Genomic DNA, 25,073 nt, shown 5'->3' with positions numbered 1-25,073 from the left:
TTCGTTTTAAAGTGACGCGGCCTGTACCCTCACGCTCAGTCTTTCCGCTTTCCACGACGTCTCTGTGAATTCCAATCCGCGCCAGATCAACCTCCTCGACACCGTGCGCGCGCGCGGCTCCGTCACCGTCGAACAGCTCGCAGACATGCTGGGCGTGACGCTGCAGACCGTGCGCCGCGATGTGCAGCGGCTGGCCGATGCCGGCCTGCTCACGCGCTTCCACGGCGGCGTGCGCGTGCCGAGTTCGACCACCGAGAACATCGGCTACCAGCAGCGCGAAACGCTCAACGCCGACGGCAAGGCGCGCATTGCGCGCCGCGTGGCCGAACTGGTGCCCAACGACTGTTCGCTGATCCTGAACATCGGCACCACCACCGAGGCCATCGCCAAGGCGCTGATGCGCCACACGGGCCTGCGCGTGATCACCAACAACCTGAACGTGGCGACCATCCTGAGCGGCAACACGTCGTGCGAGGTGATCGTGGCCGGCGGCTCGGTGCGCCCGCGCGACCGCGCCGTGGTGGGCGAGGCCACCATCGACTTCATCCGCCAGTTCAAGGTCGACATCGCGCTCATCGGCGTGTCGAGCATCGAGGCCGACGGCTCGCTGCGCGACTTCGACCTGCGCGAGGTGAAGGTCGCGCAGACCATCATTGCCCAGGCGCGCGAGGTGTGGCTGGCGGCCGACGCGAGCAAGTTCAACCGGCCGGCCATGATCGAGCTGGGCACGCTCTCGCAGATCGACCGCCTGTTCACCGACGCCGCGCCGCCGCCGCCGTTTCCCGACCTGCTGCACGCCGCGCAGGTGCGGTTGGAAATCGCACGCGACAACTGACTCCGAAGACACCGACCGAATGACCACCTACCTGCTCGCCCTCGACCAGGGCACCTCCAGCTCGCGCAGCATCGTGTTCGACCGCGAAGGCCGCATCGTCGCCATCGCGCAGAAGGAACTCACGCAGATCTACCCGCAGCCCGGCTGGGTCGAGCACGACCCGATGGAAATCTGGCGCAGCCAGCTCGCCACCGCGCGCGAGGTGCTGGCCAAGGCCAAGCTGCAGCCCACCGACATCCACGCCATCGGGATCACCAACCAGCGCGAGACCACCGTGCTGTGGAACCGCGCCACCGGCCAGCCCGTGCACCACGCCATCGTCTGGCAGGACCGCCGCGCCGAACCGCTGTGCGCGCAGCTGCGCGACGAAGGCATGACGGACACCATCCGCGACAAGACCGGCCTGGTAATCGATGCCTACTTCTCGGGCACCAAGCTGCGCTGGCTGCTGGACCACGTCCCCGGCGCGCGCGCCCAGGCCGAACGCGGCGAGCTGGCCTTCGGCACGGTCGACAGCTGGCTCATGTGGCAGCTCACCGGCGGCAAGGTGCACGTGACCGACGTGAGCAACGCCTCGCGCACGATGCTGTTCAACGTGCACGCCAACGAATGGGACGCCGACCTGCTGAAGGCACTTGACATTCCCGCCGCGCTCATGCCGAAGGTGCAGCCCTCGAGCTCGCACTTCGCCGACACCGACGCTGCATTGCTCGGCCACGCACTGCCCATCGGCGGCGTGGCCGGCGACCAGCAAAGCGCCCTCTTCGGCCAGGCCTGCTTCGAGGCGGGCATGGCCAAGAACACCTACGGCACCGGCTGCTTTTTGCTGATGCACACGGGCGGCGCGTTCCAGCCCTCGCACAACGGCCTGCTGGTCACCAGCGCCGCGCAGGTCGATGCAACGCCGCAGTACGCGATGGAAGGCAGCGTGTTCGTCGGCGGCGCCGTCGTGCAATGGCTGCGCGACGGGCTCAAGGCCATCAAGGGCAGCGCCGAGGTGCAGTCGCTCGCAGAGAGCGTGCCCGACGCGGGCGGCGTGATGATGGTGCCGGCCTTCACCGGCCTGGGCGCGCCCTACTGGGACGCCGATGCACGCGGCACGATCACCGGCCTCACGCGCGGCACCACGGTCGCGCACATCGCGCGCGCCGCGCTCGAAAGCATCGCGTACCAGAGCGCCGCGCTGCTGCAGGCCATGAGCCGCGACGCCGTGGCTGCAGGCGGCAAGCCCGTGGCCGAGCTGCGCGTGGACGGCGGCGCGAGCGTGAACGACCTGCTGATGCAGTTCCAGGCCGACCTGCTGGGCATTCCGGTGGTGCGGCCCGAAGTCATCGAGACCACGGCGCTGGGCGCGGCCTACCTTGCGGGGTTGTCGACTGGCGTCTACACCGACGCGCGCCAGCTCTCGAAGCTGTGGAAGATCGAACGCCGCTTCATGCCCACCATGGGGCGCGCGCAGGCCGAGGAATCGATGGCGCGCTGGGAGCGCGCGGTGCGCCAGGCGACCGCAAATTGAAGCTCGCCCCCAGGCTTCGCGCACTTCGTGTCGCTTCTCCTACCCCCTACCGGGGGCGACACCTGCGGCCCGGCCAAGCCGGTTCCGCGGTGTCTCGCGAACAAGCCGCCTGACGCGGGCTTACCAGCCCCAGACCTGGCGCTTGGGCACCCAGCCGGTGGCGCCGCCTTCGTGGCGCACCTTCACCCAGCCACCGCGACGCTCGAGCGTGCGCAGCACGTCGCCGTACACGGCCCGCTTCACGACCGGGCTGCGCGCGCCGGGTGCGCGGCGCAACTGCGCGGTCTTGGCCTTCACGACGTGGTGCGGTGTCTTGCCCGTCATCGAACGGAAGACCCAGGCCTTGTCGTTCTCGAAATCGGTGACCCGCAGCCAGTCGCCCTTGCGGCCGATCACGCGCAGCGGATACCCCCGGGTGACCGTCCAGTGCGCTTCGGCGCGCTGGCTGGGGCCGGTGCGCATGTTCAGGGTCTTGACCGCGACACTGACCATCTGCGGCTGCGCGGCGAAGGCGGACGGCAGCACCATCCACGAGAAGAAGAATGCGAGCAGGAGCGCGGGCAGTCGGCGGCTGAATCGGGCCATGGGGCAAGGGTTCCTTTCAAGAAGACACGGAGTCCGGCAAACACCGGGCGAAGCCCCTCTGGGACGCTGAGCGCGAATAAGTTCCGTGGGGATATCCCTGAGGTGTGGCTCCAAAGACCCCGCGAAGGTCGGGACACTGAAGGTACAGCGACAAGGCGCGGCGCAGAATTCGCCCGCTTTCGACTTCCCCTCCCCGCGCTTGACACCCTCCCACATCGACGCCCCGCGTCACTCCTGCAGTGCCCTGCTGGCCAGCGGCGTGGTGGGCGCCACGCTGCTGGCGCTCATCGCGCTGGGCCACGACGGCCGCCGCATCGCCCAGCTCGCCGTGCTCGCCGCGCCGCCCGTGCTCTGGCTGCTGTGGCCGCTGCACAGCGCGCGCCTGCGACGCTGGCGCACGGCACTCGTGTGGCTCTGGGTCATGGGTTTCGGGCTCGACGCCGTGGTCCGCGCCTACCTGCTCGACACCTACCAGGCCGCACCCGACAGCGCCATGGTGCTGGGCGCGGCGGCCAACACCAACGCGCGCGAAAGCGCCGAGTATCTGCGCATGCACTGGCGCTCCGCTGTCGTCTGGTCCGCTGCGCTCGTGGCGGCAGGCGGGGTAGCGGGCCTGTTCGCGCGGCACGGTGCGGTGGCGCCGCGTGCGCGTCGGCCGTTCTGGGTGCGCTCGCTGCTGCTGATCCTGCTGGCCGCCTGCGTGGCCTACGTGAGCAAGCCCTGGCGCCGGCTGCACCCGGTCGTCTTCTGGACCCAGTGGTCACAGTCGCTGCACGACCAACGCACCGCCTGGGCCGGCCAGGAAAAGACCCGCGATGCACAGCGGGCCCAGGCCCGGCAGGTCGCGCCGGTGTTCTCGCGCGAAGGGCCGTCCACGGTCGTGCTCGTCATCACCGACAGCATCAACCGCGACAACATGGGCCTGTACGGCTACGGCCGCCCGACCACGCCGCGCCTGCAGGCGCACAAGGCGCAGGAAGGCGACCGCATGGCCGTGCTGCACAACGCGTGGTCGGTGGACGCGAGCACCCTGCCTGCGCTGCGCAACATGTTCCATTTCGGCCAGCCCGAGAACGAAAGGCCGCCGCACCTGCTGGCCCTGGCGCGCGCCGCCGGCTACAAGGTCTGGTGGATCAGCAACCACGACGACCTGGCCATCGAACAGCAGCACGCGCGCCATGCCGACGTGGTCGACATGGTCAACCGCACGCCGGGCCGCGCCAGCGCCTCCCTCGACGGCGAGATCCTCGACTGCGTACAGGAAGCCTTTGCGGACACGAGCACCGACCGCAAGCTCATCGTGGTCCATTTGATGGGCGCGCATCCGCACTACAGCCTGCGCTTTCCCGAGAACGCCAACCCCTTCGACGACAGCGTCGATGCGGTCGAGAACGGCCTCGTGAAAGACGGCCGATCGGCCTGGGTGCGCCACTTCCGCCAGGAGTACGACGCCGCCTTGCTGTACCACGACTTCGTGGTGTCGGAACTGCTGCAGCAGACCCGCAGCACGGGCAAGCCGGACGATTACCGCGCGTGGATGTACCTGTCGGACCACGGCCAGGAAGTCGGCCACGGCAGCGACCGCGCAGGCCACAGCCCCGCCACCGCCTCGGGCTACCGCATCCCGGCCGTCGTCTGGCGCAACCGCGAGCCGTTGCCCACCGGCGCCGCCACGCAGCAGCCCTTCCGCGCGGACTGGGCCGGGTGGAGCCTGATGGACCTGCTGGGCATCCGCTGGAGCGGGCAGAAGGCCGAGCGCAATGTGCTGGACGACCGCTATGAATGGCGGGCGCCGGAGATTCCGGTGGCGGTGGAGTCGTTCTCGCGCTAGGACGCCGAAACTGCCGGCGGCCTGCGATGCAGCGTTGAACCAGCGTCGCCGTACATCACCTCGGAGCGCAGCACGTACTTGGCTCCGGACCCGATCACCGCGCCTTCATGCCAGGTGTCGTGGATGAACAGTAGCGCCGCGCCGACTTCGGGCTGGATGCGGAGCGTGGCCTTCGGTCCGTCCGCGGTGCGTCGCCTCGCTCAGTGCGCCGGCACCAGGAAGTCCTGGCTGATGCGCCCGCCCAGCTCGTTCACGCGGTCGAGGAACTGCGTGAGGTAGGCGTGCAGGCCGGTCGCCAGGATTTCATCGACCCGCGCGTACTGCAGGTCGGCCAGCAGCTTGCCGGCGCGGCGTTGGGTTTCGGCGCTCTGCTCGTTCTGCACCTTCGCAAGGTTGCTGACCACCTCGGCCAGGCTCGCGTGCAGCGAGCGCGGCATGTCGGCGCGAAGAATGAGCAGCTCGGCCACGCGCTCGGGCTTGATCACGTCGCGGTACACCTTGCGGTAGACCTCGAAGGCCGAGACGCTGCGCAGGATGGCGCTCCAGTGATAGAAGTCGTACTCCTGGTCTTCCTCGGTGGCGGCACCGAAGAACTCGCTGTTGAGCGCGTGGAACTTCACGTCGACCAGGCGCGCCGTGTTGTCGGCACGCTCCAAAAAGGTGCCCAGGCGCGAGAAGTAGAACGCCTCATCCTGGAGCATGGTGCCCAGCGTGACGCCGCGCGACAGGTGCGATCGGAACTTGACCCACTCGAAGAACTGCCCCGGGTCGCGCTCGAAATCGCCGGCGCGCAGCATGCGGTTCACTTCGAGCCAGGTGGTGTTCTGCGTTTCCCAGGCCTCGGTGGTGAGCGCGCCGCGCACGGCACGGGCGTTCTCGCGGGCGGCCTTCAGGCAGGAGACGATCGACGACGGGTTGCTCTCGTCCTTGACCATGAACTCCATGACCTCGTTGGGTGCGATGTGGTCGTACTTGTCGTTGTACAGCGGCAGCAGCTCGCTGATCGAAAGCACGCCCTGCCAGCCGTACTTGGCGACCTCGGCCGACTGAGGCAGCAGCGAGGTCTGGTAGTTGACGTCGAGCATGCGCGCCGTGTTTTCGGCGCGCTCGGTGTAGCGCGACATCCAGTAGAGGTGGTCTGCGGTGCGGGACAGCATCGTTTTTTCTCCTACTGCGATTGGCTTTGCGAGGGCGCTGCCGCCTTCGGCTTGGCGGTGCGGTCCGCTTCGAGAATCCAGGTGTCCTTGGTGCCGCCGCCCTGCGACGAGTTGACCACCAGCGACCCTTCCTTGAGCGCCACGCGCGTGAGGCCGCCGGGCACCATCTGCACCTCGCTGCCCGAGAGCACGAAGGGACGCAGGTCGATGTGGCGCGGCGCGATGCCGGCGTCGACGAAGGTCGGCGAGGTCGACAGGCTCAGCGTGGGCTGGGCGATGTAGCCGTCGGGCTTGGCGATGACGGCCTTCTTGAAGTCTTCGATCTCGGCCTGCGTGGCGGCCGGGCCGATGAGCATGCCGTAGCCGCCGGCGCCGTGCACCTCCTTGACGACCAGGTCCTTCATGTTGTCGAGCGTGTACTGCAGCTCGTCTTTGTTCCGGCACATGTAGGTCGGCACGTTCTTCAGGATCGGCTTCTCGCCGAGGTAGAACTCGATCATCTTCGGCACGTAGGGGTAGATCGACTTGTCGTCGGCCACGCCGGTGCCCACGGCATTGCAGATCACGACGTTGCCCTGGCGGTAGGCGCGCATGAGGCCCGCGCAGCCGAGGGTGGAGGTCGGGCGGAACACCTCGGGGTCGAGGAAGTCGTCGTCGACGCGGCGGTAGATCACGTCGACCCGCACCGGGCCGCGCGTGGTGCGCATGTAGACGAAGTCGTCCTTCACGAACAGGTCTTGTCCCTCGACCAACTCCACGCCCATCTGCTGGGCCAGGAAGGCGTGCTCGAAGTAGGCGCTGTTGTACATGCCGGGCGTGAGCACCACCACCGTGGGCTCGGCCGTGGCCGGCGGCGCGCTGGCGCGCAGGGTTTCGAGCAGCAGGTCGGGGTAGTGGGCGACCGGCGCGATGCGGTTCTGGTTGAAGAGCTCGGGGAAGAGCCGCATCATCATCTTGCGGTTTTCGAGCATGTAGCTCACGCCGCTGGGCACGCGCAGGTTGTCTTCGAGCACGTAGTACTCGCCGTTGCCCTGCGCATCGGGGGCACGCACGATGTCGATGCCCGAGATGTTCGAGTAGACGTTGTGCGGCACGTTCACGCCCATCATCTCGGGGCGGAACTGGGCGTTGTTCAGGATTTGCTCGGCCGGGATGATGCCGGCCTTGATGATGTCCTGGTCGTGGTACACGTCATGCAGGAAGCGGTTGAGTGCCGTCACGCGCTGCACCAGCCCCTTTTCCATGCTCTCCCACTCGTGGGAAGGAATGATCCGGGGCAGCAGGTCGAACGGGATCAGCCGCTCGGTGCCGGAGCCGTCCTCGTCCTTGGCGCCGTACACCGCGAAGGTGATGCCGACCCGGCGGAAAATCATTTCCGCCTCTTCACGCCGCGCTCGCATCACCTCACCGGGTTGCTTCGCAAGCCATTGGTCGTAGCGCTTGTAATGCTGTCGGATTGCAGCGCCCGCGTAGGGGAGCTGCTCATACATCTCGTCGAATTTGTGCATGGAACGACCAATCTCCTTGAGCCATAGCTTAGCAAGTTCAAGGCCAGTAGAAGCCCTAGGTTAGGCCCGAAGCGAAGGCCTTTGAGGTTTCGGGCAACGAGTCAGGGATGACGGTGGCGCCAGTAGCGCAGATCTTGCGCGCGTTCACACTTCACCTCGGCAGGCCGCGGGCTTGCCCAGTGAGCCGCGCCGCAGCGTGGGCTGTCGATCACCTGCACATCGCGTCGGGTGTAGCGCGCCACCACCTCGGACGCCGGGTGGCCGAAGCGGCTGCGGTAGCCGGCCTGGACCAGCGCGATGCGCGGGCCGACCGCGTCGAGGAAGGCCTCGCTCGACGAGGTCTTGCTGCCGTGGTGGGGCACGAGCAGCACGTCGGCCTGCAACCGCGGCGTGCGCGCCACCAGCGCGGCCTCCTGCAGCCGCTCGATGTCGCCGGCCAGCAGCACCGTGGCGCGGCCATTGCCGATGCGCAGCACGCACGACACGGCATTGGGCCGCGTGAAGCTGCGGTAGTCGCTGTCGTAGGGAAACAGCACCTCGAAATCGACACCATCCCAGTTCCAGCGCTGGCCGGCCTCGCAGCGGCGCGCGGGACGCAGTGTCTGCAATGGATGCCCGGCCTCGATGGAGCTCAGCAACGCCGCGTGGGGCTGCATGGCGAGCACGGCGGGCGCGCCGCCCGTGTGGTCGATGTCGCGGTGGCTCAGCAGGAGCACGTCGAGCCGCTCGCCCCGCGCGCGCAGCAGCGGCACGAGCACGCGATCGCCCGCATCGCTGTCGAGGCCGTAGCGCGGCCCGGTGTCGTACAGCAGGCTGTGCGTGGCGGTGCGCAAGAGCACCGCGTTGCCCTGCCCGATGTCGGCGGCGAGCAGGTCGAACTCGCCCACGGCGGGCCGCACCGGCTGCCACAGCAGCACCGGCAACAGCAGCGGCAGGCCGAGGGCGCGCATCGACCACGGCAGGCGCATCGCCAGCAGCACGCCACCTGCCACGCCGCCTGCGGCCAGCCACGGCGGCGGCGCAGCCATCGACAGCGTGGCGAACGGCAGGCTGGCAAACGCCTGCAGCAGCAGGGCGAACAGCTTCACAGCGCCGGCCGCCACGTCCCACAGTGGCGGCACCGCCACGCCGAGCATCGCGAGCGGCGTGATCACCAGTGTGACCCACGGGATCGCGATCGCGTTCGCGACAAGTCCGACTGCCGACACCTGCTGGAACAACAACAGGCTCAATGGCGCGAGCGCCAGCGTGATCGACCATTGCTCGCGGAAAAAGCGGCGCAGGCGCGTGAACACGCCCACCCTGCCCTCGCCCGGCACGGCCGCCGCGGACGCGAACAGCACCGCCACCGCCACGAAACTGAGCCAGAAGCCGGCCTGCAGCAACGCCCACGGATCGGCGGCCACCACGACCGCGGCCGTCAGCAGCCAGACATGCGGCCACGGCCAGCGCCTGCCGGTGAGACGCAGCAGCGCCACGGCAGCGAGCATCCAGACCGTGCGCTGCGAAGGCACGCCCCAGCCACTGAAGAGCGCATAGAGCGCGGCCAGCAGCACGCCGCATGCGAGTGCGGCCTGTTGCGCGGGCAGCCACAGCATGAGGCGGCGGCTGCGTCGCCACAGCGCGCCCACGACATGCGCCGCGAACCATGCGAACAAGGTGATGTGCAGGCCCGAGATCGACATCAGGTGCGCCACGCCGGTGGCACGGAACACGTCCCAGTCGGCGCGGTCGATGGCGCCCTGGTCGCCCGTGACCAGCGCCGCGATCACGCCGGCCTGGCGCCGATCGTCCACGCGTGCGAAGACGTCATCGCGCACGGCTTCACGCGCCCGTTCGATCGGATGCAGCCAGGTGATGCCCCTCAATTGCGGCGCGAGGTCGCGTGGCCCGGCACGCACATGGCCCTGCGCATGCACGCCCTGCTCCCACGCCCACAACTCGCTGTCGAAACCATGCGGGTTGAGGTTGCCGTGCGGCGCGCGCAGGCGCACGGTCAGTTGCCAGCGCTGCCCGGCGTGCACCTCGCCCACGGTGCCTGGGGTGGACGCGCGCCGACCGGCGGGCTGCTCCCACAGGCCGCTGTGCTCGCCGTACCAGGAGAGCGCGATACGCGATGGCACCGTCGGCGGCGCAGCGTCGCGCAAGGCCTCGGCCCATTGCGCCGTCTCCACGTCGAAACGCAAGCGTGTTCCGATGTCGCTGTGCTGCGGCATCTGCGACACCACGCCCGTGAGCCGCAGGTCGCGCCCTTCGAGTTGCGGGCTCAATGCCCCGTTTGCATAAACCGTGGCACGCCATCCCGCCAGGCCCGCGCCGGCCATCGCGCCGCAGGCCAGCGACAGCATCAGCACGATCAGCCGGCCTCCACGCCACCGCCACGACAGCCATCCACCGCCGAGCCCCACGAGCAGCAACGCGGCGTAGACGCCGGCCTCCCACAGCAGCGGCTGGCGCAGCTGCAAAGCCGCACCGAGCAGCGTGCCGCCGAGCGCAACGAAGGCGCCCGACCCACCCGCCACCACGCCGGACGCACGCCGCGACCGACCTCCAGACACCTCTGAAACCATGATGCAAACCCTCCCCCAACTCGCGCTCGATGGCGCGTTAATTGCTTGGCAACTGGGCTAGTATGCGTCTCACCAGAGACATCTTCTCGATGCAACCTCGCTGCACTGCAGGCTTCTACGCATGTCCATTCACGCCGCACTCCACCACGTCACCCACTACACATACGACCGCCTGGTGCAGTTGGGCCCGCAAGTCGTGCGCCTGCGCCCTGCGCCCCATTGCCGCAGCCATGTGATCTCGTACTCGCTGCGGGTCGAACCGGCCGAGCATTTCGTCAACTGGATGCAGGACCCGTTCGCCAACTACCAGGCGCGGCTCGTGTTCCCCGAAAAAACGCGCGAGTTCAAGGTCACGGTCGACCTCGTGGTCGAGATGGCGGTCTACAACCCCTTCGACTTCTTCCTCGAGCCGCAGGCCGAGAACTTCCCGTTCAAGTACACGGCCTCGCAGGCCGAAGAACTGGCGCCCTACCTCGTCACCGAGAAGCCCACGCCGCTGCTGCAGGCCTACCTGGACAAGATCGAGCGCAAGGAGCAGCGCACCATCGACTTCCTGGTCGGGATCAACCAGCAGGTGCAGCAGGACGTCAGCTACCTCATCCGCATGGAGCCCGGCGTGCAGACGCCGGAAGAAACGCTCGGCAACGGCAGCGGCTCCTGCCGCGACTCGGGCTGGCTGCTGGTGCAGCTGCTGCGCCACTGCGGGCTGGCCGCACGCTTCGTGTCGGGCTACCTCATTCAGCTCACGCCCGACGTGAAGGCGCTCGACGGTCCGAGCGGCACCACGGTCGACTTCACCGACCTGCACGCCTGGTGCGAGGTGTTCCTGCCGGGCGCCGGCTGGATCGGCCTCGATGCCACCTCGGGCCTGCTGGCCGGCGAAGGCCACATTCCCCTGGCCTGCACGCCCACGCCGTCGAGCGCCGCGCCCATCGAAGGCGGCGTCGACGAGTCCGAGGTCGAGTTCAGCCACGAAATGAAGGTCACGCGCATCTACGAATCGCCGCGCGTCACCAAGCCCTACACCGAAGAACAATGGGCCGAGGTGCTCGCGCTCGGCGACGCCGTCGATGCGCGCCTCGTGGCCGGCGACGTGCGCCTCACGATGGGCGGCGAGCCGACCTACGTGGCCACCAGCGACCGCGACGCGCCCGAATGGAACACCGACGCGCTCGGCCCCACCAAGCGCGGCTACGCCACCGAACTCGTGCACAAGCTGCGCGTCGAATACGGCCAGGGCGGCTTCCTGCACTTCGGCCAGGGCAAGTGGTACCCGGGCGAGCAGCTGCCGCGCTGGGCGCTGTCGATCTTCTGGCGCGCCGACGGCCAGACGCTGTGGCACGACCCCGAGCTGTTCGCCGACGAGCGCTTTCCCACGCACTACACGAGCGAAGACGCGCGCCGCTTCACCACCGTGCTGGCCCACAAGCTGGGCCTCACCGAGCGCTACATCCAGCCCGGCTACGAGGACACCTACTACTACCTCTGGCGCGAACGCCGCCTGCCGGTGAACGTCGATCCCTTCGACTCCAGGCTCGACGACGAACTCGAACGCGTGCGCCTGCGCCGCGTCTTCACGCAGAAGCTCGATGCCGTCATCGGCTACATGCTGCCCATCGAGCCCGGCAACGCCAACGCCGACGCCCCCGCGCTCGCCGGCCCCGGCTGGAAGACCGGCCCCTGGTTCCTGCGCGACGACCGCCTGTTCCTGATCCCGGGTGATTCGCCCATGGGCTACCGCCTGCCGCTCGACTCGCAACCGTGGGCCAGCAAGGGCGACTACCCCTACCTCATCGAGCGCGACCCGACCGCGCCGCGCGCCGCGTTGCCGAGCGCGTCCGACTACCGCGCGCGCTATGCCACCGCCACCCCGGTCGCCGGCGCCGACCTGGGCGACGTGCCCTACACCTTCGGCGCGCCACCCGTGGTGGCCGCGTCGCTGCGCATGCAGAGCCCCGGCGATGCAGCGACGGGCGATGCAGCAGCACCCGCAGCAGCAGCAACAGCCGCCGATGCCGCGAGTGCCTCCGCCACACCCGCCACGCGCCAGCCGCTTCGCGGCGAATCGGCCCACTGGGTCACGCGCACCGCGCTGTGCGTCGAGGTGCGCGACCCGCGCCGCGCCAACGGCCCGGCGGCCGAGAAGAAAGGCAGCGCCTCGGGCGTGCTCTACGTCTTCATGCCGCCGCTGGCGCGCCTGGAGGACTACCTCGACCTCGTCGCCGCCGTCGAAGCCACCGCGCAGCAGCTGGGCGTGCGCATCGTGATGGAAGGCTATCCGCCGCCGCGCGACCCGCGCCTGAAGATGCTGGCCGTCACGCCCGACCCGGGCGTGATCGAAGTCAACATCCATCCGGCCCACAACTGGAAGGAACTGGTCGACCACACCGAGTTCCTCTACAACGCGGCCTTCGAGACGCGCCTGTCGGCCGAGAAGTTCATGACCGACGGCCGCCACACCGGCACCGGCGGCGGCAACCACTTCGTGATGGGCGGCGCCACGCCGGCCGACAGCCCGTTCCTGCGCCGGCCCGAGCTGCTGGCCAGCCTGCTGCTGTACTGGCACAACCATCCGTCGCTGAGCTACCTGTTCTCGGGCATGTTCATCGGCCCCACGAGCCAGGCGCCGCGCGTGGACGAGGCGCGCAACGACCAGGTCTACGAACTCGAAATCGCGCTGAACGAAATCGCCAAAAACCGCGAGATCTACGGCCAGAACATGCCCGCGTGGCTGGTCGACCGCACGCTGCGCAACATCCTGATCGACGTGTCGGGCAACACGCACCGCAGCGAGTTCTGCATCGACAAGCTCTACTCACCCGACTCCAGCACCGGTCGCCTCGGCCTGCTCGAACTGCGCGCCTTCGAAATGCCACCGCATGCGCGCATGAGCATCGCGCAGCAGCTGCTCATTCGCGCCCTCGTGGCGCGCTTCTGGGACGCGCCCTACGAGGCGCCCGTTACCCGCTGGGGCACCGAGCTGCACGACCGCTTCCTGCTGCCGACCTTCGTCAAGATGGACTTCGACGACGTCATCAGCGAGATGCGCCAGGCCGGCTTTGGCTTCGATGCCGACTGGTTCGCGCCGCACTTCGAGTTCCGTTTCCCGCTCGTCGGGCAGATGCAATCGATGGGCGTGGAGCTGTCGCTGCGCAACGCGCTCGAGCCCTGGCACGTCATGGGCGAAGAAGGCTCGGCCGGCGGTACGGTGCGCTATGTCGATTCGTCGCTGGAGCGCATCGAGGTGCGCGTGACCGGCCTGAACGAAAGCCGCCACGTCGTCACCGTCAACGGCAAGGTGCTGCCGCTGCAGCCCACGGGTATCACCGGCGAATTCGTTGCGGGCGTACGCTACAAGGCCTGGAACCCGCCCTCGGCGCTGCATCCGAGCATCCCGGCCCACGCACCGCTGACCTTCGACCTCGTCGACACCTGGATGAAGCGCTCGCTGGGCGGCTGCCAGTACTTCGTCGCCCACCCGGGCGGACGCAACTACGACACCTTCCCGGTCAACGCCTACGAGGCCGAGAGCCGTCGCCACTCGCGCTTCACGCGCACCGGCCACACGCCGGGCCTGATGCGCACGCCGCCGGCCACCATCGAGCTGCCGGGCAGCCGGGAGTTTCCGTTCACGCTGGACCTGCGGCGCTGAGGGCCCTGTCGCACCGCCGGAATGCCCCCGGTGACGGTGGTGTGACAATCCCTCCCCTGTGGAACCCCTGAACGAATCCCTGTTCGACGCCCAGGCCCCGGAGCATCCGGCGGCGCTGGCATCTTCGCTCGCGCCGGCGGCCCTGCCTGGGCATTTCGACGAATTGCGCGGACAGGCGACGCCTGCGACGCCCTCGCGGCCGACGTTGGCCGCGGCCCCGCTGCTGTACGACGCTGCCGGGGAGCGACCGGCTCCGTCGCAAACGCAATCCCAGTCACAGTCTCAATCCCAGTCGTCTTCCCCATCACAGGGGCAGGAACAGGAGCAGTCCTCTACCAGCGACCCGCCCCCGCTCACCCCCGCCTGGAACGCCTTCTTCGAACAGCTCGGACCCGGCGGCATCAACGACCTGCCGCGGCGCGCGGTCAGCCTGGAGCGGCAGATCCGCGACAACGGCGTCACCTACAACGTGTACGCCGACGCCAACGGCCCGCAGCGGCCGTGGTCGCTCGACCTGTTCCCGCTGATCGTCTCGCCCGAGAGCTGGGCCCAGATCGAGGCCGGCGTGCAGCAGCGCGTGCGCGTGCTCGACCGCGTGATGGCCGACGCCTACGGCCCGCAGCAGCTGCTGGCCGAAGGCCTGCTGCCGCCAGCGCTGGTGCGCGGTCACCCGGGCTACCTGCGCGCGCTGCACGGCGTGAAGCCGGCGGGCGACACGTGGCTGCACATCGCCGCCTTCGACCTCGCGCGCGGCCCCGACGGCAACTGGTGGGTGGTGTCGCAGCGCACGCAGGCGCCTTCGGGCCTGGGCTACCTGCTGGAGAACCGCCTGGCGATCACCCGGCAGTTTCCGCAGGCCTTCGAGGCGCTGCACGTTCAGCGGCTGGCCGCCACCTACAGCGCCATGATGGAGGGCCTGCAGCGCATGTGCCCGTCGGGCTCGCCGCCGCACATCGCGCTGCTCACGCCCGGCCCGTACAACGAGACCTACTTCGAGCACGCCTATCTGGCGCGCTACCTCGGCCTGACGCTGGTCGAGGGCAGCGACCTCACGGTGCGCGACCAGCGCCTGTACCTGAAAACGCTGCAGGGCCTGCGCCCGGTGCACGGCCTCATCAAGCGGCTCGACGACCAGTTCCTCGACCCGCTGGAGCTGCGCCCCGACTCCACGCTCGGCGTGCCGGGCCTGCTGCAGGCGATCCGCGCGGGCAACCTGCTGGTGGCCAACATGCCGGGCTCGGCGTTCCTCGAATCGCCCGCGCTGCTGGGCTTCCTGCCGGGGCTGGCGCTGCGGCTCATCGGCGAAAAGCTCAAGCTGCCGGCCCTGCCGACCTGGTGGTGCGGCGAGCGCGCTGCCCTCGAGTCGGTGCTGCCGCAGCTGGGCGATTGCACGATCAAGCCGACCTACCCTGGTTTCGAGGGCCGCTCCAGCTTCGGCGCCGTGTTCGGCAGCCAGCTCAATCGCCGCGAGATCGACGAATGGGCCGGCCGCATCGTGCGCGAAGGCGACGCCCACACCGTGCAGGGCTACCTGCCGCTGTCGCAGATGCCGACCTGGACCAGCGACCTCGGCCCCGGCCACATCGCGCCACGCGCGCTGATGCTGCGCGTGTTCGCGGTGAGCGACGGCCCGCAGTCGTGGCGTGTGCTGCCCGGCGGGCTGGCGCGCCTCGCGGGGCCCGATGCGCAGATCGCTTCCATGCAGCGCGGCGGCAGCAGCGCCGACGTGTGGGTGCAGACGCATGGCGAGGTCGACCGCACCACGCTGCTGCAGCCGCACGCCACGCCGGCCTCGCTCGCGCGCCACCGCGCGCCGGTCACCAGCCGCGCGGCCGAGAACATGTTCTGGCTCGGCCGCTACACCGAGCGCGCCGAGAACGCGGTGCGCCTGGCGCGCCTCACGCTCAACCTGCTGGGCAGCGAAGACCAGTCGTCGCGCCCGCTGCTCGAATGGCTGCACCGCATGGCGGTGCGCAATGCGCTGGTGCCGGCCGAGGCGCCGAGCGCACCCCAGTCGCGCCGCGTGTTCGAACGCGCGCTCATCGCCGAACTGGGCGACGTCGACCACGGTGGCAGCGTCGGCTACAGCCTGCGCAGCATCCGGCAGGCCGCGGCGGCCGTGCGCGAACGGCTGTCTCAGGACAACTGGAACCAGATCGTGCGCGCCGAAAGCGACTTCCTGCGGCGCGCGGCCGAGCAGGCCGGTGAAGGCAGCTTTGCCGCCAGCGCCGCCTTGCGCGCGCTCGAATCCGCCAGCACCGCGCTGGCCGCGATGACTGGCGCGCAGACCGACCGCATGACGCGCGACGACGCCTGGCGGCTGCTGTCGATCGGCCGCCACATCGAGCGACTGGGCTTCCTGTCGAGCGCGCTCGAGGCCGGTCTTGCCAATGGCGCCGTGCACGAGGTGAGCGGCTTCGAGGCGATGGTGGCGCTGTTCGACAGCACCATCACCTTCCATGCGCGCTACCAGCAGCGCCGCGACGTCGCCACGATGGTCGACCTGCTGGTGCTCGATGCCGAGAACCCGCGCTCGCTGGCCTGGGTCACGCAGACGCTGCGCGGGCGCATCGCGCGACTCGCGGGCAGCGCGCCGGGCAAGCTCACGGCCCTGTCGTACGAGCTGCCCGACCCGGCCACCTGGACGCTCGAACACCTGTGCGCGGCCGGCCCCGGCGCCGACTACCCCGCGCTGGTGCAGCTGCTCGCCACCTGCGAGACCGCGGCGTACCACGTGTCGGACGCCATCGGCACGCGCTACTTCACGCTCACCTCGGAATCGCTGCGCTCAGTGGGCGCCTGATTCCACAGAGGCACACACGATATTTCGAAGGAGGCATTTCCATGTCCGGCATCGCCCTCAACCGCCGTCTCACACTGACCGCCGCCAGCCTCCTGGTCGGCCTCGCGCTCGCCGGCTGCGGCAAGCAGGAACCCGCTGCGCCCGCGGGCGCCTCTGCACCGCCGCCCGCTGCCGCGCCGCGCGTGCTGGTCGTGGGCACCGACGCGGCCTACACGCCCTTCGAATCGCAGAACGAAAAAGGCGAGGTCGTGGGCTTCGACATCGACGTGGTGAAGGCCATCGCACAGAAGGCCGGCATCGAGGTGAAGTTCGTCAACACGCCGTGGGAAGGCATCTTCAACACGCTCGACCTTGGCGACCGCGACCTGCTGGTGTCGGCCATCACGATCACGCCCGAGCGTCGCCAGACGATGGACTTCTCGCAGCCCTACTTCGAGGCCCGCCAGCTCATCGCCGTGAAGAGCGATTCGCCAGTCACGAAATTCGAGGACATCAAGAAGCTCAAGGTCGGCGTGCAGAACGGCACCACCGGCGACGAGGTGGTGGGCAAGCTGCTGGGCAAGTCGAGCACCGACATCAAGCGCTTCGAATCGACGCCGCTGGCGCTCAAGGAACTCGAAGCCGGCGGCGTGCAGGCCGTGGTGGCCGACAACGGCGTGGTGGCGCACTACCTGGCCAACAACCCGGGCGGCGGCTTCAAGACCGTGAGCGATGCCGGCTTCTCCACCGAGCAGTACGGCATCGCGGTGAAGAAGGGCAACGCCAAGCTGCTCGCGAAGATCGACAAGGGCCTGGCCGACATCAAGGCCGACGGCACTTACGCCAAGATCTACGCCGCGCACTTCGGCGCCGAATCCAAGTAAGCAACGGGCCCGCGCGATGCTGCTGCACGTCACCCACGAAACGCGCTACGCGTACGCGCCTGCGGTCGAGACGGCGCAGCACCTGGCGCACCTGCGCCCGCTGGCCACCGCGTCGCAGGAGCTCGTGAGCCACCAGCTCACGATCGACCCCGCGCCCGCGCAGCGCAGCGAAGTGCCCGACCTGTACGGCAACACGCGCGCCTTCTTCGCGCTCGAGGCCACGCACGACCACCTCATCGTGACGGCAGAGAGCGTGGTGAAGACCTCGCAGCCTGCGCTCTCGCCCGCCGTGGCGCGCGAGCTGCCCTGGGAGAGCGTGCGCGAGCGCTTCCGCTTTCGCAAGGACGCCCCCTTCGACCCCGCCTCGGAGTTCGTGTTTCCCTCGCCGTACGTGCCGCGCCACGACGACTTCGTCGCCTACGCGCGCGCCAGCTTCGTGCCCGAGCGTCCCACCTTCGACGTGGCGATGGACCTCACCGAGCGCATGTACCGCGACTTCGCCTACGACGCCGACAGCACCGAGATCAACACCCCCGCCGTCGAGGCACTGGCCCAGCGCAAGGGCGTGTGCCAGGACTTCGCCCACATCCTCATCGCGTGCTTTCGCGCCATGGGTTTGCCGGCGCGCTACGTGAGCGGCTACCTGCTCACGCAGCCCCCGCCGGGCCAGCCGCGCCTGGTGGGCGCCGACGCCTCACATGCGTGGGTGTCGGTGTATCTGCCCGGCGAGGGCGAAGGCCCCGAGAGCGTCGGTGACTGGGCCGACTTCGACCCCACCAACGGCCGCCAGCCCGGCGAGGACTACGTCACGCTCGCCATCGGGCGCGACTACTCCGACGTCTCGCCGATGCGCGGCGTGCTGCACGGCGGCGCGCGCCACACGCTGCATGTCGGCGTGACCGTGCAGCCCGTGGGGGAAGTGATCCAGCTGCCGCAATCGCCCACGCAAACGCAGACACAATCACCCCCGTCATCGTCATCCCCAGATCAGGAGTCTCCATGAGCGTTTACGACAAGCTTTCCAGCCTCGGCATCACCCTGCCCCCGGTGGCCGCACCCGCCGCCGCCTACGTGCCCTTCGTGCAGACCGGCAACCTCGTGTTCCTGTCGGGCCACATCGCCAAGAAGGACGGCAAGGTCTGGGCCGGCCAGCTCGGCGCCAACATCGGCACCGACGAAGGCAAGCAGGCCGCACGCGCCATCGCCATCGACCTGCTCGGCACGCTGCACGCGGCCGTCGGCGACCTCAACAAGGTCAAGCGCATCGTCAAGGTGATGAGCCTCGTGAACTCGGTCGGCACCTTCACCGAGCAGCACCTCGTGACCAACGGCGCCAGCGAGTTCTTCGCCGAAGTGTTCGGCCCCGAAAAGGGCGCGCATGCACGCAGCGCCTTCGGTGTGGCGCAGATCCCGATGGGTGCCTGCGTCGAGATCGAGCTGATCGCCGAGATCGGCTGATCTTCTTTCGTCCTCTCCCGCGCGGCGCCACGCGCCGCGTGAACAGCGCATCGGGGCTACTTGCGCTTCCAGCTCGCCACGGTGATGAACACGCCGGTTTCCTTCGCGTCGCGCAGGCGTACGCTGTAGCGGCCCGCGCCGTCGGTGCCGTTGAAGACGACCTCGCGGCCCTCTTCATCCAACGTCGCCCCCTTCGCGAGTTCGCGGTAGGTGTCGACCAGCTTGGCGATCGGCTCGTAGCTGCGCAGCGTGACCTCGGCGTCCGGCAACTGCGCCTCGGGGCGCTGCGAGCGCTCGTAGGCCGTGCGCATCGGCAAGCCGGCCAGGCCCTTGGGCAGCACGATCTTGCCGGCGCTGGCCGAGCTGTTCACCTCGGCCGTCTGCACCAGCATCGGATGCAGCGACGCGGGGAAGCCCGGCGGCAACTGCGCGACGCGCCAGCCCGGCACGTTCGGCTGGCCGGTGATGTATTCGACGCTCGCGATCTTCTGCGCGGCCGCCACGCCGCCGGATCGTCGCTCTCGGCCATGGCCGCGAGGTACGACGGCAGCTGCTTGCTCCACGCCACCAGCGGCGCGGCATCGGCCTGGCTGGCGCCCGCATGCTGGAAGACCGACAGCACGGTCTGCGGCAAGGGGTTGCACACCTTGGGATCGTCGCTCTTCGCCCCCGCGCGGCAGTGGCCGTTGACCAGCCCCACCGCCTGCACGCGGCCGTCGGCGTCGATCAGCATCGCCGCGCGCTCTTCGCCATGACCGCCGCCGCTGACGGACGCGATGACCTGGCGGCCGTCGGGCCACACGGTGCGCGTCACGTCGAACTTCGAACGCATGCCTTCGAGCAACTGCTGCGCGATCAGCGTGTCGGGCTCGGTGTAGCTGCCGCGCGCATAGCCGACCAGGCCGATCACGGCGCTGCGGATGCGCGTCTGCTCGCTCAGGCGCAGCGCGGGCGGCGGCAGCTCCGTCGTGACGGGCGCTGCAGCGTCTTGTGCGTGGGCCGTGGCCGCGCAGGCGAACACCAGCGATGCAAGCGCCACTGGAATCAAGGACTTCTTCATTCGGAAATTTCCAGTTCGACGTTCGTGATCGCGGGCATGTCGCGCGGGATCTTCGTTTCGACGGAGAAGCGCAGGCCGTCGCGGCTGCCGACGATGAAGCCGTTGCCGGACTCGATATCCTTCAGCGGCGGCGACAGCTGCTTGTAGAACGCCAGCACCTGGTCCGGTGTGTCGACGGTCTGCAGGCGCAGCACGCGCTTGGCCTTGGCGTCGCTCAGTGCGTCCTGTGCGGTGCCGTAGATCAGTGCCTTGGGGTACAGCGGCACTTGCGCGGAGAAGGCCTTGTTGGGCCGCACGATGGGGCGCGCCGTGGTGCGCGCGGTGTCCATCGTGACGTACTCGGTCGTTGCGATCTTCTCGCCCACGCCTTCGCCGCCCTGCATGCGGTCTGGAACCTGCTGGCTCCATGCGACCAGCGGTTGCGCCTTGGTGCGGTCGAAGCCGGGACGCAAGAAGACCGAGAGCACGGCGTGCTGATCGTCCAGACAACCGCTCGACGACGAGTCCTTGCCGCAGCTGCGATGCACCAGTGCGGCAGCCAGCACGTCACCGCTGCGGTCGTCGACCAGCACGGCCGCGCGCTCGCCGCCGTCGTAGGGCCGGCGGTACGACGAAAGCAGTCGTTGGCCGTCAGGCAGCGCCTGCTGCTTGCGGTCGGGGCGCGAGGCCAGGCCCGAGATCAGCTGCTCGGCCAGCAGGCCTTCGGGCCAGTAGTAGGAGCCAGAGGCCATGCCGGCGAAACGCGTCACGGCAAGGTCGAGTGCGGGGGCCTGGGATGTTTCCGGGGCGCGCTCGTGATGCGGCACGAGAACGAGCTGGGGTGTCGCGTTGGGCTGTGCGACGGCGCCGAAGGAAGAGAGGAGAAGGAAAACGAGAAAAGCGGAACGCGGTCGAAAGTGAGGCATGCAAAAAAGAAAGCGAACGATGCGGCTTGCCCGCGTTTGCCGACAAGTGTGTCGTTTGATTCTAGAAGGCGTTCATTGCCAAGACGCCTCGCATCTCAGCGCCGCGACGGGCGTCTCACGGCGTGACCGCGAGCTTCGACCGCAGCAGCCGCATCGCGGCGCCGATCGGTGCAATCACCGGCACCTCGAAGCGCGGCGCGAGCGCGAGCGCGGCCTGTCCGAGCGGACCGCCGCCGATGATCACGGCCTGCGCGCCGTCGTCGTCGATGCAGCATTGCACGGCCTGCGCCAACGCGTCTTCGAGCGCCTTCGCATCGGCCGCGAGCGCACGCGGATCGCCTTGCGTGAGGCGGATGCCGCTGAACTGCGCGCCCAACCCGAGCGCGGCCGCGCGCGCTTCGATGGGCGCCACGAGGTCGGGCGTGACGGTGGCGATGCCGAAGCGCCGGCCGCCCTCGCCCGCCGCGAGCATCGAGGCTTCGGCGATGCCGACCACGGGCACGCCGGCCTCGCGCCGCAGCAGTGCCACGCCGGGGTCGCCGAAGGCGCTGACGATCACGCCGTCCCAGCCCTCGCCCGCCGCCGCGCGCCACACCTTCCGAGCTGGCTGCGAACGCGGCGGACGAAGGAATCGGCGGACATGGGTGGGTGGTGTGAGGCGGCGCACGATGATGCCATGCCGCCCGCGGCGCCTCGGGCAAGCACAGGCATTGGACTAAAGTCCCATGACGCCCCTCGCGCCACGCGTTACCTTGCGATCACCACGGTCAGTCCTCCCACCTCCTCCCCCACCACACACCGATGAGCGCCACCCCACCCGCGACGCCCGCCGACCCCGTCTTCACCGCGCGCATGGCCGCCTTGCGGCGCAACTTCCCGTTCTCATTGCTCGGCGTGATGCTCACGGCGGGGCTGGTGGTCGTGGCGCTGTGGAGCGCCGTCTCGCACGCGCAGCTGCTGGCCTGGGTCGGCGCCAACGCGGCGCTCACGGCGGCACGTGCCTGGCAGGTCGCGCGCTACCGGCATGCCGAGCACGACACGGCCGCGCTGCGGCGCTGGCAGCGCAGCGCGATGGTGGGCGCGGTGCTCGGCGGCTTGCTGTGGGGGCTGCCGCTCGCGGCGTGGATGCTTCAGGTCTCGCTGCCGCAGCAGATGTTCATCGTGGTGGCGATGCTCACCATGGGCACGGGCGCGATCTATGCCTACTGCATCGACCTGGGGCTGCTGTACGGTTTCCAGGTGACGTACTTCGCGCCAGCGATCCTCGCGATGGGCACGCTCGACGACGTGCTGCTGCGCGTGATGTCGGCGGCCGGCGTGCTCTACCTGTTCGTCACACTGGCCTTCGCGCAGCGCATGTACCGCACGCAGGTCGACTCGCTCGAGCTGCGTTTTGAAAACCTCTACCTGCTGCGACAGCTGCGTCTCGAGAAGGACGCGGCCGAGCGCAGCGACCTGGCCAAGTCGCGCTTTCTCGCGGCGGCCAGCCACGACCTGCGCCAGCCGGTGCATGCGCTGAGCCTGTTCGTCGGCGTGCTGCGCGGGCAGGCGCTGCCGGCGGCCAGCCGGCACCTGGTCGACAGCATCGGCCGCGCTGCCGCCGCGATGGGACTGCTGTTCGAAGGCCTGCTCAACGTCTCGCGGCTCGACGCCGGCGTGGTGCGCGTGAAGGCGCGGCCGTTTGCGCTGGCGGGCCTGCTCGACCAGATCGTGCTGGAGTTCGCGCCGCAGGCAACGGGCAAGTCGCTGTCGCTGCGCTTGCGCGCGGGTGATGCCGTGGTCCATTCCGATCCTGCGTTGCTCGATCGCGTGCTGCGCAACCTGGTGGAGAACGCGATCCGCTACACGTCGCGCGGCGGCGTGCTCATCGGCTGCCGCCGCGCGGGCGCCGACGCGTTGCGCATCGAGGTGTGGGACACCGGGGTCGGCATTCCACCGACCGACCAGGAGCAGGTGTTCTGGGAGTTTCACCAGCTCGGCAATCCCGAGCGCGACCGCGCCAAGGGGCTGGGGCTGGGCCTGGCCATCGTGCGGCGCACGGCCGCGCTGCTGGGCCATCCGCTGGCGCTGCGCTCGCGCGTCGGCCATGGCACGGTGTTCTCGGTGACGGTGCCGCTGGCCCGGCAGGCGCTGCCCGCGCCCGAAGCGCCGCCCCCGCCGCTGCCGGCCGACACCGGCCGCCTCGTGCTCGTGGCCGAGGACGACGGCGAAAGCCGCCACGGCCTGCAGCTGTTGCTCGAAAGCTGGGGCCTGCGCGTGATCGCGGCCGAAAGCGGCGACGAGTTGCTGGCCCTCGCCGCACGCCAGGCCGGCAAGCCGGCGCTCATCATCAGCGACTACCGCCTGCGCGCAGGCGAGACCGGCATCGACGTGGTCGACCGCCTGCACGAGGACTACAACGACGACGGCATTCCCGCACTGATCGTCAGCGGCGACACCGACCCGCGGCGCCTGAGCGACGTGGCGGCGCGCGGCTGGCAGATGCTGCACAAGCCGGTGGACCCTGCGCAGCTGCAGGCGACGGTGTCGCAGTTGATCGCTGGCTAGCGCGGCCGCCCGAGCATCCCCGCCCGCCGCGCCGCGATCACGGCCTGCGTGCGGCTGGTCACGCCGAGCGCGCCGAAGATCGCCGAGATGTGCGCCTTGATCGTCTTCTCGCTGGTGGCCAGGCGCAGCGCGATCTCGGCGTTGCGCAGCCCTTCGCACAGGAGTTGCAGCACCTCGGACTGCCGTCCCGTGAGCGTGCTCAATGCATCGGTCGGCGTCGACAGCATGGGCAGCATGGCAGCCCCCGCCGGCGAGGCCTGCACCACGTTCTGCTCGCCCGCCATGACGCGGCGCAGTGCGCCCATGAGCTGCTGGCTGTCGGCCGACTTGTGCACGAAGCCCTGCGCGCCGGCGTCGAGCGCGGTGTCAATGTCCTGTGGGTCTTCCGATGCCGACAGCACCAGGATGCGCAAGCCGCTGCGCCGCCGGTGCAGCTCTGCCAGCAAGGCAGCACCGCCGAGGTCGGGCAGGTAGTAGTCGGTCATCACGGCGTCGAGTCGGGGCAAGGCGGCGAGTGCCTGAAGCGCTTCGGCGCCGTTGCGGGCCGTGGCGACGGTCATCGAGGGCTCGGCCTGGCGCAGCGCGAGGAACAGGCCCTCGCGGAACATCGCATGGTCGTCGATCAGCAGGATGGTGGCGGGCATGTTTCGATTCTGGCCGCAATCCGCCTTCGATCCACGGTTTTCCGTAGCCTGCAAGAGAACCCCGCCGGGCGGATGCGCGAGCCGGTCGCTTCCGCTGCCGCACAGCCTGCGACGGCTATGCCTGCGATGAGCCTCGCACCATGAGTTCGCCCGGCAGCAACAGCTGACGCGGCGGCGCGTCGAGCCCACGCAGTCGCTCGATGAGGCAGGTGGCAGCAGCGCGGCCGATCCCGTCGGTCGGCTGCGCCACCGTGCTCAGGCCCGGTCCGATGAGCGACGCCCACTCGGGATCGTCGAAGCCCACGAAGCCCAGGTCGGCGCCGAAGCGCCAGTCGAGCCGCGCCATGGCTTGCGCCACGCGCAGCGTGACCACGGCATTGCCCGCCACCACGGCGGCGCGGCGGCCGCGCCTGGCGCGCTTGCGCAACGCGGTCAGCGCGGCATCGAGCGCATCGTTCTCGCCATCGACCGATTCGAAGACCTCGCCCGCCACGCGCGGCTCGTGCGCGGCCACGCAGGCACCGAAGGCGGCCGTGCGCTCGCGCCGCGAGCTGACACCCTTCTGCGGCTCGGTAACGTACAGCAGCTCGCGGTAGCCGCCCTCGACCAGATGGCCGCAGGTGTCGCGCATCGCGGCGTGGTTGTCGAGCGAGACGAAGTCGGTGTGCATGCCCGTGTGCCGGCGGTCGACCAGCACGGCCGGCTTGCCGTGCAACGTGACCGCATCGACCACGTTGCTGCCGCGCCCCAGCGTATTGAGGATGAAGCCGTCGACCTGGTAGCCCGCGAGCGCATCGATGGCCTCGCGCTCGCGTTCGCTCTCGTTGCCCAGGTTGAACAGCATCACGAGGTAGCCGGCGTCTTGGCAGGCCTTCTCGGCGCCGCGCAGCACGGCCACCGAGTACGGGTTGGTGATGTCGGCCACGATCAGGCCGATGAGCCGCGAGCGGCCGTGGCTCAGCGCCTGCGCCATCGGGCTCGGCGAATACGCCAGCTTGGCGATGGCAGCCTCGACGCGCGTGGCAATGTCGGGGCTCAGCAGGCGTTCGCGGTGGTTCAGGAAGCGCGAGACGGTGGCTTTGGAAACGCCTGCCGCTTCGGCGACATCGGCGATGGTGGCGCGGCCCGTCGACTTCATG

At 69.4% G+C, this 25,073-nt stretch carries 18 protein-coding genes and 1 pseudogene; 9 read left to right on the top strand and 10 right to left on the bottom strand.

Annotated elements, in window-relative coordinates; genetic code table 11:
- The first annotated feature begins 64 nt into the window (after window positions 1–64).
- Window positions 65–835 carry a DeoR/GlpR family DNA-binding transcription regulator gene (locus ASD34_RS24525; RefSeq protein ID WP_056583336.1) on the top strand — a complete coding sequence of 257 codons (771 nt, stop codon included), beginning with the start codon at window positions 65–67 and terminating at the stop codon, window positions 833–835.
- Between the two features lie 19 nt (window positions 836–854).
- Window positions 855–2,351, top strand: a complete 1,497-nt coding sequence (glpK, locus tag ASD34_RS24520; RefSeq protein WP_056583334.1) for a glycerol kinase GlpK — start codon at window positions 855–857, stop codon at window positions 2,349–2,351.
- Between the two features lie 120 nt (window positions 2,352–2,471).
- Here the strand turns inward: glpK and ASD34_RS24515 are convergent, their stop codons facing one another.
- Window positions 2,472–2,936 carry an SH3 domain-containing protein gene (locus tag ASD34_RS24515; RefSeq protein ID WP_056583332.1) on the bottom strand — a complete coding sequence of 155 codons (465 nt, stop codon included), beginning with the start codon at window positions 2,934–2,936 and terminating at the stop codon, window positions 2,472–2,474.
- Window positions 2,937–3,135: 199 nt separating this feature from the next.
- On the opposite strand from ASD34_RS24515, the gene ASD34_RS24510 reads away from it, so the two are divergent.
- Complete coding sequence (locus ASD34_RS24510; RefSeq protein WP_056583331.1) at window positions 3,136–4,767, top strand: sulfatase-like hydrolase/transferase; 1,632 nt, start codon at window positions 3,136–3,138, stop codon at window positions 4,765–4,767.
- Between the two features lie 200 nt (window positions 4,768–4,967).
- Here ASD34_RS24510 and ASD34_RS24505 read toward each other — a convergent pair whose 3' ends face one another.
- The 3 genes from ASD34_RS24505 to ASD34_RS24495 all read right to left on the bottom strand — a co-directional run bounded on the left by ASD34_RS24505 (window position 4,968) and on the right by ASD34_RS24495 (window position 9,990).
- Window positions 4,968–5,924 carry an alpha-E domain-containing protein gene (locus ASD34_RS24505; protein WP_056583329.1) on the bottom strand — a complete coding sequence of 319 codons (957 nt, stop codon included), beginning with the start codon at window positions 5,922–5,924 and terminating at the stop codon, window positions 4,968–4,970.
- 11 nt (window positions 5,925–5,935) lie between these two features.
- On the bottom strand, window positions 5,936–7,432 hold the full coding sequence (locus ASD34_RS24500; RefSeq protein WP_056583327.1) for a circularly permuted type 2 ATP-grasp protein: 1,497 nt from the start codon (window positions 7,430–7,432) through the stop codon (window positions 5,936–5,938).
- Between the two features lie 101 nt (window positions 7,433–7,533).
- A complete protein-coding gene (locus tag ASD34_RS24495; RefSeq protein ID WP_414929892.1) occupies window positions 7,534–9,990 on the bottom strand; it encodes a DNA internalization-related competence protein ComEC/Rec2 in 2,457 nt (818 codons plus the stop codon).
- Window positions 9,991–10,123: 133 nt separating this feature from the next.
- On the opposite strand from ASD34_RS24495, the gene ASD34_RS24490 reads away from it, so the two are divergent.
- Genes ASD34_RS24490 through ASD34_RS24470 form a run of 5 tightly spaced genes read left to right on the top strand, consistent with a single transcriptional unit; the run spans window position 10,124 to window position 18,778 of the window.
- The gene (locus ASD34_RS24490) at window positions 10,124–13,654 is read left to right on the top strand and encodes a DUF2126 domain-containing protein (protein ID WP_056583322.1); all 3,531 of its coding nucleotides are present in this window, start codon (window positions 10,124–10,126) and stop codon (window positions 13,652–13,654) included.
- Window positions 13,655–13,712: 58 nt separating this feature from the next.
- Entirely contained in the window at window positions 13,713–16,457 is a 2,745-nt protein-coding gene (locus ASD34_RS24485) for a circularly permuted type 2 ATP-grasp protein (protein WP_056583319.1), read from the top strand.
- Between the two features lie 41 nt (window positions 16,458–16,498).
- On the top strand, window positions 16,499–17,320 hold the full coding sequence (locus tag ASD34_RS24480) for a basic amino acid ABC transporter substrate-binding protein (protein WP_056583317.1): 822 nt from the start codon (window positions 16,499–16,501) through the stop codon (window positions 17,318–17,320).
- 16 nt (window positions 17,321–17,336) lie between these two features.
- A complete protein-coding gene (locus ASD34_RS24475; RefSeq protein WP_056583315.1) occupies window positions 17,337–18,323 on the top strand; it encodes a transglutaminase family protein in 987 nt (328 codons plus the stop codon).
- Window positions 18,320–18,778 (top strand): RidA family protein, encoded by a 459-nt coding sequence (locus ASD34_RS24470; RefSeq protein ID WP_056583313.1) that lies wholly within the window; start codon window positions 18,320–18,322, stop codon window positions 18,776–18,778. The genes ASD34_RS24475 and ASD34_RS24470 overlap by 4 nt, the downstream gene beginning before the upstream one ends.
- A 56-nt stretch (window positions 18,779–18,834) precedes the next feature.
- On the opposite strand, the gene ASD34_RS24465 is transcribed toward ASD34_RS24470, so the two are convergent.
- From ASD34_RS24465 to ASD34_RS24450, 4 genes and pseudogenes are all read right to left on the bottom strand, one after another.
- The gene (locus ASD34_RS24465; protein ID WP_056583309.1) at window positions 18,835–19,170 is read right to left on the bottom strand and encodes a hypothetical protein; all 336 of its coding nucleotides are present in this window, start codon (window positions 19,168–19,170) and stop codon (window positions 18,835–18,837) included.
- A complete protein-coding gene (locus ASD34_RS24460) occupies window positions 19,146–19,838 on the bottom strand; it encodes a hypothetical protein (RefSeq protein WP_056583308.1) in 693 nt (230 codons plus the stop codon). Before ASD34_RS24460 ends, ASD34_RS24465 begins: the two co-directional genes overlap by 25 nt.
- Window positions 19,835–20,587: a hypothetical protein gene (locus ASD34_RS24455; RefSeq protein WP_056583306.1), complete on the bottom strand. Its 753-nt coding sequence runs from the start codon at window positions 20,585–20,587 to the stop codon at window positions 19,835–19,837. The genes ASD34_RS24460 and ASD34_RS24455 overlap by 4 nt, the downstream gene beginning before the upstream one ends.
- A gap of 271 nt (window positions 20,588–20,858) precedes the next feature.
- Window positions 20,859–21,341, bottom strand: a pseudogene (locus ASD34_RS24450) (aspartate/glutamate racemase family protein); the annotation flags it as partial.
- Between the two features lie 203 nt (window positions 21,342–21,544).
- On the opposite strand from ASD34_RS24450, the gene ASD34_RS24445 reads away from it, so the two are divergent.
- Window positions 21,545–23,290, top strand: coding sequence for a hybrid sensor histidine kinase/response regulator (locus ASD34_RS24445; RefSeq protein ID WP_056583304.1), 1,746 nt, complete (start codon window positions 21,545–21,547; stop codon window positions 23,288–23,290).
- Here the strand turns inward: ASD34_RS24445 and ASD34_RS24440 are convergent.
- The gene (locus ASD34_RS24440; protein WP_056583302.1) at window positions 23,287–23,934 is read right to left on the bottom strand and encodes a response regulator transcription factor; all 648 of its coding nucleotides are present in this window, start codon (window positions 23,932–23,934) and stop codon (window positions 23,287–23,289) included. The genes ASD34_RS24445 and ASD34_RS24440 overlap by 4 nt on opposite strands.
- 115 nt (window positions 23,935–24,049) lie before the next feature.
- The gene (locus tag ASD34_RS24435) at window positions 24,050–25,072 is read right to left on the bottom strand and encodes a LacI family DNA-binding transcriptional regulator (RefSeq protein WP_056583300.1); all 1,023 of its coding nucleotides are present in this window, start codon (window positions 25,070–25,072) and stop codon (window positions 24,050–24,052) included.
- Window position 25,073 lies beyond the last annotated feature (1 nt).

Source organism: Variovorax sp. Root473, from assembly GCF_001426505.1.
GTDB lineage: Bacteria > Pseudomonadota > Gammaproteobacteria > Burkholderiales > Burkholderiaceae_C > Variovorax.
Note: the sequence above shows the minus strand (reverse complement) of the source record. Positions and strands in the feature narration are given on the sequence as shown.

Bases quoted from the DNA above. Each gene is read 5' to 3' on its own strand.
- ASD34_RS24490 (WP_056583322.1), top strand. From the start codon at position 10,124: ATGTCCATTCACGCCGCACTCCACCACGTCACCCACTACACATACGAC.
- ASD34_RS24465 (WP_056583309.1), bottom strand. From the start codon at position 19,170: ATGCTGGTGCAGACGGCCGAGGTGAACAGCTCGGCCAGCGCCGGCAAG.
- ASD34_RS24440 (WP_056583302.1), bottom strand. From the start codon at position 23,934: ATGCCCGCCACCATCCTGCTGATCGACGACCATGCGATGTTCCGCGAG.
- ASD34_RS24460 (WP_056583308.1), bottom strand. From the start codon at position 19,838: ATGAAGAAGTCCTTGATTCCAGTGGCGCTTGCATCGCTGGTGTTCGCC.
- ASD34_RS24480 (WP_056583317.1), top strand. From the start codon at position 16,499: ATGTCCGGCATCGCCCTCAACCGCCGTCTCACACTGACCGCCGCCAGC.
- glpK (WP_056583334.1), top strand. From the start codon at position 855: ATGACCACCTACCTGCTCGCCCTCGACCAGGGCACCTCCAGCTCGCGC.
- ASD34_RS24435 (WP_056583300.1), bottom strand. From the start codon at position 25,072: ATGAAGTCGACGGGCCGCGCCACCATCGCCGATGTCGCCGAAGCGGCA.
- ASD34_RS24445 (WP_056583304.1), top strand. From the start codon at position 21,545: ATGAGCGCCACCCCACCCGCGACGCCCGCCGACCCCGTCTTCACCGCG.
- ASD34_RS24515 (WP_056583332.1), bottom strand. From the start codon at position 2,936: ATGGCCCGATTCAGCCGCCGACTGCCCGCGCTCCTGCTCGCATTCTTC.
- ASD34_RS24505 (WP_056583329.1), bottom strand. From the start codon at position 5,924: ATGCTGTCCCGCACCGCAGACCACCTCTACTGGATGTCGCGCTACACC.
- ASD34_RS24470 (WP_056583313.1), top strand. From the start codon at position 18,320: ATGAGCGTTTACGACAAGCTTTCCAGCCTCGGCATCACCCTGCCCCCG.
- ASD34_RS24500 (WP_056583327.1), bottom strand. From the start codon at position 7,432: ATGCACAAATTCGACGAGATGTATGAGCAGCTCCCCTACGCGGGCGCT.
- ASD34_RS24475 (WP_056583315.1), top strand. From the start codon at position 17,337: ATGCTGCTGCACGTCACCCACGAAACGCGCTACGCGTACGCGCCTGCG.